Consider the following 12897-nt stretch of genomic DNA (forward strand, 5'->3'; position numbering starts at 1 on the left):
CTGTCTCTGTTTTTTATTTCTAGATTTTTGTTTATAGATTTTTGTTTATAGATTTTTATTCAAGGTTTTCATTCAAGATTCTTACTCAAGGTTTTTGTCATATTCCAGGATATCTCCCGGCTGACAGTCAAGGGCTTCGCAGATGGCCTCCAGGGTTGAAAAGCGCACGGCGCTTATCTTTCCGGTCTTTATCTTGGAGAGATTTACGTTGCTGACACCGACCTTTTCAGAGAGCTCGTTAAGACTCATCTTGCGATCGGCCATCACACGGTCCAGTCTAAGTACTATTTTACCCATAAGCGCCTCCTTAAAGTGTCTCGTCAGACTCTGTCTGAAGAACTGCACCATACTTAAATACATATGCAAGTCCAAAGAGAAGCAGGATCACGATAACAGTTGGGATATCGATGTTAAAGCCTGTTCTGATGTTACTTGTAAATGCTGTAGCCATAAAGCTCTCAAATCCGCCTCCTAAAACACACCAGGGAATCAGTATCCATGCACAGTTCTTCATGCCCTTTATGATACCTTCTTCGAAAGGTGAATTGCAGGTTTCCAGTGACTTGCAGAGCCTACCTACGTAGAAGAAAAGAAGTGCGTTGATTGCCATGAATACTGCTGCCACGAAACAGATTGCTGCTATTCTTCCACTTGTAATGGTTGCTCCGTCACCCTGGAGCTTAAAGGTAGCTATCTTGCCATCCTGATCAAATGTCACATCTTCAAAAGAATAGTCGACTCCGTTGATTGATGTAGAACCCTGTGGAAGGTTCCTGGATTCAGCGTCTTTCCTTGCTGATGTAAGCGAGCCGACCATCTTGGAATCCAGGTTAACGGTGAGTGTTGCTTCATCATTCATCTTGAATACGAAATCTTCCTTAGGAATTGTAAGGAACATTATTCCGCTTACTATCATAGCTACGCATCCGATCTCAAGAGCGATCATTGCTATCTTGCTGAGGATCCTTCCTGCCTTACCGATGCTGTTTATCTTGCTGATTGCATTTTCCTTGTTCATTTCATTTCCTCCTGATGTTGTGTTATATACTGTAGTTTGTGGTTTGCTATTTGTTGTTCATTTTTTCTTTCAGTCCCGGGGTTAACGAAAACATTTAATTTTTAATGTTTATCGTTAAATGTATAATACAATTCATTTTATTCTTTGTCAACTATTTTTTAATGTTTATCATTAAATTTTATATATTATGCGAAAAAATGGTCCCTCACCCCGTCCCCAGGGCTCATTCCCAGGGCTCATTTTGGAGAGCCAAATAGCATGGATTACATGCGTCACATCACATAGCATCACATGACATAGTATATTGCTATGTTGGTATGAATCGATTTTTTTATTGCATCACAAAAATTGTCATATGAAAAATTAGTTGGAAATTACAAACTCTTTTGAAAGCCATGGCATTAAAAATTTGATGCCTTACTCTTTTCCTACATACCATTGCCCGGCCTACGGGTGTCGTGTGATGTAGTTCTGGGCAAATATAATCTTCTGACCGATGAAAGCACTTTGGAATTTCCAACTATTTTTCATATAGAAGTAAGTTGTGGGGCGGTCGGAATTACGTTTCCAACCATCATTTAAAGAATCAGCTACTTGTGACGTAAAAATGAGCCCTTGACTCCGTCCCCGGGGCTCAAAAAATGAGCCACTGACTCCGTCCCTAGGGCTCAAAAAAAGAAAGCCTCAAAAGATGAGGCTTTCTGCGATCTCCTTCAGTTCGGATTTCCGATCCGAAAGGAGCAAAAGTTTATTGTATTCGTAATATGCATCGTTTCCGGTTTCCCTGACGAACTTGAGGCTGTGATAAGCGCTTGAGAGTTCTGTGAGGAAGATGACCATCTCCTGGCTGCCGGTCAGGGACTCCTTATCTCCGAAGGTCTCCTCCAGGAACCTGAAGCTGTTAGTGAGGTGCTCTCCTGTCACCTTGATGTTCTCCTGGCGGACATTTTCTCTCTTGGTAAACCAGTTCTTTGAAAGCACAAAGGCGCTTGTAACCTCAGGGGTAGGTCCCATGTTGGAGGTGAGGTATGATACAAGGTCTTCCAGGGCGCTTATGGCCAGTGCCCTTATGCGCTCATCCTCGTGGCTGACCATTCCGGCTTCTCTGTCATTATCAAGCTTGAGCTCCATGACTCCGATGCGGTCCTTATACCATCTGTTTGCGTTTGCCTTTTTGGACTCCTCATCCTCCGAGAAAGCGCCAAACTCCTTGATAGTATCAAACAAAATCTTCTGAACTGCCTGCTCCTTGCCATAGCTCCTGAATTCCTCCATGAGTCTGTCTGTAAGAAGGCCTATGATACTGAGCTTCTCGTCAAAAGAGCCTTTCCTGATGCTCTCTTTATCCTCAGGAAATCTTCCTTCCAGGATCTCCGGAATCTTGTAGAGCTCATTGTAGCGCTGGTACAGCTCATAGTAAGTTGCAAAATCCCTTGCGATCTCTTTGTTCTGAAGATACTGGGCTGTGAGATTCTCATCAATCGGGATTCCAAGCTTCTCGCTGACCTTCATGGTCCTCGAAAGGTCTTCCCAACCACGGGCGGTAACAAAGCTCCTTCCCTCAACATCTGTCTTTATACTATAGAAATTGTCTTTCTTGATCTCTAGATAAGCCATGATAGCTCCGTGGACCGAAGCCTTGTAAGCATAGTCCTTCCAGGCATCGAAATCCTCTTCGATATTGATCTGCCTTACACGGTCCAAAGTAACTATATCGAAGTCCCTTACGGACTTATTGTACTGAGGCGGATTTCCGGCTGTCACGATAACAAAGCCGTCAGGAAGCCTGTGGCTTCCAAAGGTCTTATACTGCAGGAACTGTAGCATGGTGGGCGCAAGTGTCTCAGATACACAGTTTATCTCATCCAGGAAAAGAATTCCCTCCTGCACTCCACTCTTTTCAATCTGCTCATACACAGCTCCTATTATCTCACTCATGGTGTACTCGGTAACGGAATACATCTTTCCTCCAAACTCCTTCTCGGAGATCATGGGAAGTCCGATGGCGCTCTGCCTTGTGTGATGAGTAATGGTGTAAGCCACAAGGTTCACCGAAAGCTCGTGGGCGATCTGCTCCATGATGGCAGTTTTACCGATTCCTGGAGGTCCCATCAAAAGGATGGGCCTTTGCCTTTCAACCGGTATCTCGTACTGCCCGGCTTCGTCCTTTTGAAGATAGACCCTGACTGCGTTTTTAACTTCTTCTTTTGCCTGATTTATGTTCATGTCTTTCCCTTCTTCTATCTGTCTTTTATGTCAAAAGATCTTTTCATACGTACAGTTTGTACGCCCAGTCCGGAACGTTTTCATCATCATAATCCGAATCTTCCACAAACACAAAGGCTGTATCGTACCCGGTCGGTGTCTCCGGAAATGTTCCGTAGCCATCGGTAAAATAGATAAGGCCCTTCAGATTTTCAAATTCTCCACTCTTTCTAAGCTCTTCAACCTTCTCAAACACGGGCCTGAAATCCGTTCCATAGCCACCTTCAACATGTATGCCTTCGGAATATTTCTTCATATCATCGACAGAGGTTATATTCTCGATTCTCTGCACCTGATCGTCACACTCTATGATAACTATTTTTATCCTCTGAAAAAAGCTGTCTCCTGTCAGCAAAAGAGCTGCTGTCTCATTCAAAAACTGCTGGACTGTTGTCTCCTTGCAGGAAGCGGATGTGTCTATGGCAATGACCAGCTCCTGTATCTTCTTGACCTCCCTGAACTCATTCTCCTCGATAAGAGGCATATTGCCATAGTGGTCAAGGCCAAAAGAGTACATTCCGTAATCGAAGCTGTCCATGTCGATTCCGCCTTCCTCCCTCAGCACCTTAAAGCGCCGCAAAAACTCTCTGTAATCCGTGCGGGAGGTATTTTCAAACTTAAGTACCCAGTCCAGCTTTCCTAGCCTGTCGCTTGCATTTTTCCCTATGGTCTCTATCTCAGTCTGGAGGCGCTTTGCTTCCTTATCCCAGTCCTTTTCTTTTCTCTCTATCTGCTTAAGGCGCCTTGGGTTTATGTACTTTTCTTTTTTAGGAGTATTATCCTGAGTATCATCGGGCTTACCCTCGGGCGAGTCCATATCGTCATCCAAAGGCGGTTTATCTTTTTCCTGATCAGGCTCATCTTCCGGAAGGCGCAGCCAAAAGCCATGGTCATCAAGCTTAAACTCCCGCTCTAATTTCTCATATTCCAACTCCTCAAGTTCGTGCTCAGGATTGGAAAAGTACCGGTAGAGTTTTTGTACCGTCAGAACCTTTAGCTCTTTTTCCAAAAGAGCATACCAGTGGTCGCGATAGTCTGATGTCACCCGGTAGATGCACTGATAATCCAGGCTATCCAGGATTGACTCCACAACGATGTCGGCGCAGAGATCATAGAGCCGCACATCCTCATAAGTTTTTGAGTAATACATATGCTTAAATATGCAATGAAGGAGCATGTGGACATAGGTCCTGCTGAGCTTGCCCGGTTCCTCCACAAAGAGCCTTAGCACGTAAGTCGGATTAAACCTGATGTTTACTGCATCCGTGCCAATACTTGTGGTGGAAAGATCCATCTCATAGCCAAGGCTTGATAGGCTTGATGCCATGAATCGCATATCTATATAAAGTTCTGTTCTTGAGGCTCCGAGGACGCTTTTCCCTGTCTGTTCAAGGTTTTCCCGAAGACTTACATCTCTATCTGCCATTTTTATACCGTTTTTTAAGACTTTTTGGTGTTATAATAAACTCCTATGCATTATAATACTATATATTCGATGAGAATTAATCAAAAGAAATGGGGATTATTATGGGCTATAGTTTTGTTGTATTTGCAGATGGCTGTGCAAATCTTCCACAGGAAATGCTTGAAGGGATCAAACTGATTCCTGATGAATATTTAATGGAGGATGTACCACAGGTTTATCTTGGGGATGTTGATCATTTTGATGGCAAGTCTTTTTATGATCAGCTTCGCGCCGGCAAGGTTGCAAAGACATCTCTTTTAAACACTCACCTTTTTGAGACACATTTTCGTCCCGAGCTCGAGCAGGGAAACGATATCATTTATGTTTCAATGAGCTCAGGTATCAGCGGAACCTACAACGCTGCCAAGATTGCAGCAGATGAACTTATGGAGGAGTTCCCGGGACGTTTTATCCATATCGTTGATTCACACGGCTGCGGTTTTGGAAATGGTCTGCTCGCTGTTAAGGCAGCAACACTTGCCAAAGACGGAGTCGATGTAAAAGAGGCTGCAGCAATTGTGGATGATGCTGTACCTCACACCTGTCAGTACTTCACTGTCGATGATCTTAACTTCCTTAAGAGAACCGGCCGTGTAAGCGGTGTTGCAGCAAGTATCGGTACTGTTCTCAACATCAAGCCTATTCTCTACGGAGACAGCACAGGTCACATCGTAACCTGCGGCAAGGTAAGAGGAAGAAGCCAGGCAATCAGTGCTCTGGTCAAGAAATTCAAAGAAAAGGTAATGGATACACCGGATCAGCATATCTGCATTTCCCACGGCGACTGCCTTGATGATGCCAAGGCTCTTGAGAAGATGGTAAAAGAGATTGTTCCGAATGTTCCAATCACTATCGCTATGCACGAGCCCTTCTCCGGCTCACACGTTGGTCCCGGAATGCTCGGACTGTTCTTCTACGGAAAAGAAAGATAAAAAAAGTGAGTCAGTGGGGACGTTTCAGTTTGACTCATTTTGCGTGGCAAAATGAGTCAAACTGAAACGTCCCCACTGACTCACTTTTTTACATCAATCCTCTGACAATGATCACAAGTATCATTATCGGCAATACAAATCTAAGATAAGGTCTAAGTGCCCTTGGCATTCTTAAGCCCTCTCCGTCGTTGACTTCCCGGCGGAAATTATCAAATCCCCAGCCAAAACTGAATACGCAGAAAATAACAAAGATAAGTGATCCGATAGGGAGCATTAAGTTGCTTACGATAAAGTCCTCAAAATCAAGAACATTTCCTTTGCCAAAGAAATTTATGCCGCTCCATTTGTTGAATCCAAGGACGCATGGAAGGCTGGCAAATATCATGAAGATGCAATTAAAAACAATTGCTTTCCATCTGTCAATTCCAAAGTTATCGGTAATGCATGCAACCAGGTTTTCGAAAACAGCTGTTACAGTTGAGAAGCTTGCAAAAGACATAAACACAAAGAACAATGTTCCCCAGACCATACCAAGGGGCATTCCGATGAAAATGTTTGGCAGAGTCACAAATATAAGTGACGGTCCCTGCTCAGGTGCAACTCCAAAGCTAAAGCATGCAGGGAAAATGATGATACCTGACACAATGGCAACCAGGGTGTCAAGGATAGCGATCCTTCCTGCCTCTCCCAGAAGTGTCTTTTCCCTGGACATATAACTTCCGAAGATTTCGATTGAGCCCATACCGACGCTCAAGGTGAAGAACGCCTGATTCATTGCAGCTGTTATCACGTTCTTGAATCCAACCTGCCTTGCCTGTTCAAAATCAGGAAGAAGGAAGAACTTCATTCCCTGTGCTGCTCCGCTGAGGGTAAGGCTGTTTCCCGCAAGAACGAAGATCAGTACAAGGAGTCCTAACATCATGACCTTGTTTACCTTCTCAAGTCCGCCCTGAACACCGAATGACAATACAAGAAATCCCAGAATAATAGTTATCATTGTAAAGATTCCCATCTCAATCGGGCTATTAAGCAGGTTATCAAATACCTGTGAAACCTCTCCCTCACCAAGATCCCTGAAATCCCCTATCATGAACTTGTAGCAGTAATTCATCATCCAGCCGGAAACCGTGGTGTAGTACATCATCAGAAGATAGCATCCAATCATTGATGTCCATCCGTGGATGTGCCATTTGCTGCCCTTTCTTTCAAGCTTTTTATATGCGCCAACCAGCGTCCTTCCGCTGGCTCTTCCTATGGCGAGCTCCATTGACATAACGGGAATTCCCATGATGAGAAGGAACAGGAGGTAGAACATTACAAACACTCCTCCGCCGTTTTCTCCCGCAACATACGGAAACTTCCATACATTTCCGATTCCTATCGCACAGCCTGCACTAACAAGCAAAAATCCAAGTCTTGAGCCGAAGCCCTCACGCTGTTTATTTTCCATAAAAACAAATCCAATCTTTCTAATGTAAAATTTAAAACTCAAATACGTCCGCCGCTGCACCGGCTTTATCTTTTGCTGACTCCATAAGAACCGCCGACAAAAGAGCCATCTTCTTATCAGCAGTCACTTTGATCGCCTTATCAACGCTATCCCCATCGAGCAATGAACTGCTGCCCGGAGAGTTCTTTTTATAGGTCAAAAGAGCTTTTATCACCTCTACAGTCTCAGGCTCGCTCTCAGCCATCGCCACAAGCCGTAGCAATATAGACTCAGAGTTCTTACTTACATAGCTCTCGTACATGTCCCTGAAGTTCTCAGAAAGCTCTACCGGATACAACAGTCTTCCAATGGCAATATCCTCGGAAACCGCGTTACCATCAATAAGCGCCTTCTCAAAGAGCCTGTCATAGCCGCGGTAATCCATAGAACGTCTGTCTACGCACTCCCTGTAAAACATCCCCGAACCGGCTATCGAGAACTGAATGGTCCTGGCCATGGTGTTCTCGTTAAAGTCATAAACATACCCCGGGAACGTAAGAAGAGCTTTCTCTCCATCAGGGAGAGTCAGCATAAAGCGTAGATTACCATCATAATCCGCAAGGAAGTTTCTGACAACCTCAAACCATCCCCGGTTTAAAACAATCTCTATGTCTTTTAAGCTGTCGCACTGCCTGCAGACTCCGTCGTAGTAATCATCGATGCTGTCATAAAGAGAAATCTTTTTTAAATTTCTGCAGTTATGAAACGCAAAGCCGTAAAGAGTCCTTATGCTCTCGGGTAGCGAAACACTGACAAGGTCACTTCTTCCGGAAAAAGAGTGATTGCCGATAGCCTCAACACTGATCCCGTCAATCTCCTTCGGAACATTAAGATGGGCTACGCTTCCCTCGTAGCCCGTAATCTCTATATACTTATGTTCATCTTTTTTATCAGACTTAATCTCATACGTGAACATACAGATTTAACCTATCTTCTTAACAAGTCTGCCAAGGGCGTTATTCTTGACCTTCATGGCTCCGACAGGGCAGAACTCCTGACAGCAGAAGCACTTAATGCACTTGCTTCTGTCTATCTGCGGAACCTTACCGTTCTTGCCGTTTTTATTCGCTGCAGAGACCATCGTTATGGCAGAAGCAGGGCAGGTCTCAAAGCACTTCTTGCAGCCGATGCACTCATTTTTCTTAACCTGAGGCTTGGAACTGAACGCAATCTTAAAGGCAAATGCCTTAACAGCATTAAATGCCCCGTTTCCCTCAAAGGTAATGCTCTGGTGCTCAGTAGCACGCTTAAAATCAGCAATCCTCACATCAGCAGGAGTTATATCACCAAGGACCTCCACCTCGCTGATATCCTTGGGGCCAAGGCCTCTCTCGTAGGCAGCTCCAATGGTTGCCACGTCATTCATAGTCATTCCGATGATGTCGGCGCAGACCATATCAAGGGCGTAAGGCTTCTTAGACGAGAGCAGAACTCCTACATGTCTCTTTTCCCCGGCTGTAGGGCCGTTGCCCTCCATACCGTCGATTCCGTCAACAATATAGAGCACAGGTTTAAAGAACTCGTTGAGGTCCACCATTACATTGGCAAAGGCCTTCTCCACAGGAAATCTCATGTGGTACTCAAGCTTGGTGGTTCCGGGTATCGTGCCAAACATGTTCTTGACTGCGCAGCTCATGCCCATCATTGCATGGGTCTTGAGTTTGGAGATGTTGACTATCGCATCGCACTCATCAAGCCAGCCGGTGTAGATGAAGTTCTTGATGGAAACAGCTTCAGGAAACTCAGCGTCTTTAACAGAAAAGTCATCGTTAAGTTTAACCTTGTCACCCTCCAGCTCAAGAAGTCCGCAGTTCTTATAAATACCCTTTAAGAACGCAGATGTATACAGGCCTCCGGGGCTGTCACCAATAACAACCGATGCTCCTTTTTCTGTTAACATATCACACACTACTTTGATCAATATCGGGTGTGTTGTAACAGCCTTTTCAGGTGCCATTCCGGTGACAAGATTGGCCTTGATGCCAACCTTCATGCCTTCCCTGACAAAATCAAGCCCATGAATAAAAGAAAGGCTCTTTTCAAGAGCCTTTCTAACTTCACTGTATTCATATGTCTCACATTTAAGTAGTGATACCGGTTCAAAACTACCCATTTATACAGCTCCAATCATTAAAATCAGTTCAATAATATCATGACTGATTTTGCTCTTCTACAATATGCACACCACAGTATATCTCACGGAGCTTAGGTTTGTCTATCTTTCCGGTAGCATTTCTTATAACATTTGCAAAAATAATCTTACGAGGTCTCTTGTACCTTGGAAGATCGAGGCAGAACTCCTCTACTTCATCCTCGGTTAAGGTCATACCCTCTTTTACCTGAATAATAGCTGCTGCTATCTCACCAAGACGCTGGTCGCGAAGACCGATAACTGCTGCGTCGTGGATCTTGTTATTCTTCATCAGGAAGCTCTCGATCTGTACAGGATACAGGTTCTCACCTCCGGAGATGATAACGTCTTTCTTACGGTCAACAAGGAAGATGAAGCCGTCCTCATCCTGACGGGCCATATCACCGGTAAAGAGCCAGCCATCCTTAAGTATCTCAGCTGTAGCCTCAGGGTTCTTGTAGTACTCAACCATGACTCCGGGGCCCTTAACACAGAGCTCACCGATCTCGCCTTTCTCAACGATGTTTCCATCCTCGTCGACAATCTTGGTCTTCCATCCATATCCGGGAATACCGATGGCGCCTACCTTGTGGACATTCTCCATACCAAGGTGTACGCAGCCTGGGCCTGTGGACTCTGAAAGTCCGTAGTTTGTATCGTACTTGTGATCAGGGAAGTACTCAAGCCAGTGGCGAACCAGTGATGGCGGAATCGGCTGTGCACCGATGTGCATCAGTCTCCACTGTTTAAGCCTGTAATCTTCCATCTTGAGCTTACCGGAATCCAGAGCTGCCAGGATATCCTGTGCCCACGGAACAAGGAGCCAAACGATGGTACATCTCTCCTCAGATACCGCTCTGAAGATGGCCTCAGGTGAATTTCCTTTCAAAAGAACTGCTCTTGAGCCTGTGTATAATGAACCAAACCAGTGCATCTTGGCACCTGTATGATACAGAGGCGGGATGCAAAGGAAATTATCTGCATGAGTAGTCTCATGGTGCATGGCTTCCATCTTGGCTGACTGCATAAGAGCAGTGTGGATATGAAGAATAGCCTTAGGAAAACCTGTTGTTCCCGATGAGAAATAGATAGCTGCATCATCCTTGTCCTCAACCAGGATCTTGGGAGCCTGGGATGAAGCATTGGATGCATATCTGTAATAGTCATCAGCATATGAAGGACACTGATCTCCCACGAAAAGAAGAAGCATCTCTTTTTTTAGTTTCTGGGCGATATCTTCGATACGTCCGATAAACTCAGGTCCATAGAATAAAACATCCGAGTCCGAAGCCTTAAGACAGTAATCAATCTCTTCCGAATCAAAACGGAAATTGAGAGGAACAGCCACTGCTCCAGCCTTAAGTACACCGAAGTAAATAGGCAGCCACTCGAGACAGTTCATAAGAAGGATCGCGCACTTCTGGCCCTTCTTGATACCTCTCTCGATAAGCATGTTGGCAACTCTGTTTGCCTTCTCATCAAAAACCGACCAGGTGATCTGTCTTCTATAGTAAGCTGTGGAAGTGGGCTGAATGAGTTCATATTCTCTCCAGGTAACCCTCTGCTCTTCCTTGATCTCAGGATTGATCTCAACAAGAGCAACCTCTTCCCCATAGAGCTTACTGTTTCGTTCAAGTAAATCTGTAATTGGCATTTTGTATAACCCCCTAAAAATAATAACGTGCACCCACTAATGCGCTTTAAAGCACTAAAGTAGAGTATACATTTTTTTTAGAAAAAAATCAAATAGATACTCATTTCCGGTTTGACCTTTTTTCATTAATTATGTATACTTTACTTTAGTGCTTTAAAGCACGGATATGAAGGTAGGAGGTTTATGTAATGAACAATAATGAGAACAAGCAGCTCATACTGGGCAATAAGGCTGTTGCCCGGGGTCTTTACGAGGCCGGAGTCTGCTTTATTTCCAGCTATCCCGGAACTCCCAGTACAGAGGTTACTGAGGAAGCTGCTAAATATGATGAGATCTACTGTGAGTGGGCTCCCAACGAGAAGGTTGCCATGGAGTCAGCATTCGGCGCATCCCTTGCAGGTCGCAGAAGCTTCTGCGCACAGAAGCACGTTGGTCTTAACGTTGCAGCAGATCCTCTTTATACAATGTCCTACACCGGTGTAAATGCCGGAATGGTCATCGTAGTTGCAGATGATGCAGGAATGCATTCATCCCAAAACGAGCAGGATTCAAGGCATCACGCCATCGCTGCCAAGGTTCCCATGATCGAGCCTTCAGATTCAGCTGAGGCCCTTGAGTTTACAAAGCTCGCCTACGAAATCTCAGAGAAATTCGATACTCCGGTACTTCTTAAGATGTGCACAAGAGTTGCGCACTCCCAGTCCCTTGTAGAGACAGGTGACAGAAACGTTCCGGATTTCCCATATGAAAAGAACATCGGCAAATACGTTATGATGCCCGGTAATGCCAAGAAGCGCCACCCAATCGTTGAGGAGCGCACAAAAAAGCTTATCGAGTACGCTGAGAACTGCCCACTCAACCGCGTTGAAATGGGCGGAACCGAGATTGGTATCATCACCTGCTCAACCTCTTATCAGTATGTAAAAGAGGTATTTGGTGACAGCGTATCAGTTCTTAAACTTGGTATGACCAATCCTCTTCCAAATCAGCTCATCAAGGACTTTGCAGCCAAGGTTGACAAGCTCTTTGTTGTTGAGGAGCTTGATCCGATCATCGAGAATCACGTTAAGGCCCTTGGTCTTTCTGTTACAGGAAAAGACCTTCTTCCTGTATGCGATGAGTTCTCTCAGAACCTCATTGCAAAGGCCTTCGGAAAAGACACAAATGACTCCTTTGCACTTGAGGATGCAATTCCAAACAGACCTCCTGTTATGTGCGCAGGATGTCCTCACAGAGGTCTTTTCTACACTCTTAAAAAGAATAACTGCACCGTACTTGGTGATATCGGATGCTACACACTCGGAGCTGTTCCTCCGCTTGGTGCCATCGAGATGACACTTTGCATGGGTGCTTCAATCGGTGCTGTTCACGGCTTTAACAAGGTAAGAGGCGCTGAGAGCGAGAACAAAACCGTCGCTGTTATCGGTGACTCAACCTTCATGCACTCAGGTATGACAGGTCTTGCAAACGTTGCCTACAACCAGTCCAATTCAACAATTGTCATCGTAGATAACTCAATCACAGGTATGACAGGACATCAGCAGAACCCTACAACAGGCTACAACATTAAAGGTGACCCTGCTGGCAAGATCGATCTTGAAGCCCTTTGCAGAGCTATGGGCTTTGAGAGAGTCAGAGTTGTTGATCCTTATAACCTTGATCAGTGTGACAAGGTCCTTAAAGAGGAACTTGCAGCAGCTGCTCCTTCAGTTATCATTTCAAGACGTCCCTGCGCTCTTCTTAAGTACGTCAAGCACAATCCACCTCTTAGCATCAACAGAGATAAGTGCGTTGGCTGTAAGAGCTGCATGAAGATCGGATGTCCCGCCATCTCCATGAAGGATGGCAAGGCAACCATCGACAATACTCTCTGCGTAGGATGCAACGTATGCAGTCAGCTTTGTCCTGTTGGGGCTTTTGAAGGAATGAAGGAGGACAAATAA

The 12897-nt window shown here is 45.0% G+C and carries 10 protein-coding genes; 2 read left to right on the forward strand and 8 right to left on the reverse strand.

From position 1 onward, the window contains the following. Nucleotides 1-81: 81 nt before the first annotated feature. From G633_RS0116035 to G633_RS0116050, 4 genes are all read right to left on the reverse strand, one after another. The gene (locus G633_RS0116035) at nucleotides 82-297 is read right to left on the reverse strand and encodes a helix-turn-helix domain-containing protein (protein WP_022768585.1); all 216 of its coding nucleotides are present in this window, start codon (nucleotides 295-297) and stop codon (nucleotides 82-84) included. 10 nt (nucleotides 298-307) lie between these two features. Next, nucleotides 308-1018 (reverse strand): hypothetical protein, encoded by a 711-nt coding sequence (locus tag G633_RS0116040; RefSeq protein ID WP_026520538.1) that lies wholly within the window; start codon nucleotides 1016-1018, stop codon nucleotides 308-310. A 684-nt stretch (nucleotides 1019-1702) separates the two neighbouring features. Next, entirely contained in the window at nucleotides 1703-3244 is a 1542-nt protein-coding gene (locus tag G633_RS0116045; RefSeq protein WP_026520539.1) for an ATP-binding protein, read from the reverse strand. Nucleotides 3245-3287: 43 nt separating this feature from the next. Continuing rightward, the gene (locus G633_RS0116050) at nucleotides 3288-4709 is read right to left on the reverse strand and encodes a vWA domain-containing protein (RefSeq protein WP_035771684.1); all 1422 of its coding nucleotides are present in this window, start codon (nucleotides 4707-4709) and stop codon (nucleotides 3288-3290) included. Between the two features lie 101 nt (nucleotides 4710-4810). Here G633_RS0116050 and G633_RS0116055 point away from each other — a divergent pair, with 101 nt between their 5' ends. After that, the gene (locus G633_RS0116055) at nucleotides 4811-5680 is read left to right on the forward strand and encodes a DegV family protein (RefSeq protein WP_035771685.1); all 870 of its coding nucleotides are present in this window, start codon (nucleotides 4811-4813) and stop codon (nucleotides 5678-5680) included. A gap of 88 nt (nucleotides 5681-5768) precedes the next feature. Here the strand turns inward: G633_RS0116055 and G633_RS0116060 are convergent, their stop codons facing one another. The 4 genes from G633_RS0116060 to G633_RS0116075 are packed head-to-tail and all read right to left on the reverse strand — an operon-like array spanning nucleotide 5769 to nucleotide 10954. Continuing rightward, nucleotides 5769-7130 (reverse strand): sodium-dependent transporter, encoded by a 1362-nt coding sequence (locus G633_RS0116060; RefSeq protein ID WP_026520542.1) that lies wholly within the window; start codon nucleotides 7128-7130, stop codon nucleotides 5769-5771. Between the two features lie 31 nt (nucleotides 7131-7161). Continuing rightward, the gene (locus G633_RS18830; protein ID WP_051200321.1) at nucleotides 7162-8085 is read right to left on the reverse strand and encodes a leucine-rich repeat protein; all 924 of its coding nucleotides are present in this window, start codon (nucleotides 8083-8085) and stop codon (nucleotides 7162-7164) included. 6 nt (nucleotides 8086-8091) lie between these two features. Further along, nucleotides 8092-9282 (reverse strand): DUF362 domain-containing protein, encoded by a 1191-nt coding sequence (locus G633_RS0116070; protein WP_026520543.1) that lies wholly within the window; start codon nucleotides 9280-9282, stop codon nucleotides 8092-8094. A gap of 37 nt (nucleotides 9283-9319) precedes the next feature. Further along, nucleotides 9320-10954: a class I adenylate-forming enzyme family protein gene (locus G633_RS0116075; RefSeq protein WP_026520544.1), complete on the reverse strand. Its 1635-nt coding sequence runs from the start codon at nucleotides 10952-10954 to the stop codon at nucleotides 9320-9322. A 188-nt stretch (nucleotides 10955-11142) separates the two neighbouring features. Here G633_RS0116075 and iorA point away from each other — a divergent pair, with 188 nt between their 5' ends. After that, nucleotides 11143-12897 carry an indolepyruvate ferredoxin oxidoreductase subunit alpha gene (gene iorA, locus G633_RS0116080; RefSeq protein ID WP_026520545.1) on the forward strand — a complete coding sequence of 585 codons (1755 nt, stop codon included), beginning with the start codon at nucleotides 11143-11145 and terminating at the stop codon, nucleotides 12895-12897.

Source organism: Butyrivibrio sp. FCS006 (assembly GCF_000424525.1).
Lineage (GTDB): Bacteria > Bacillota > Clostridia > Lachnospirales > Lachnospiraceae > Butyrivibrio.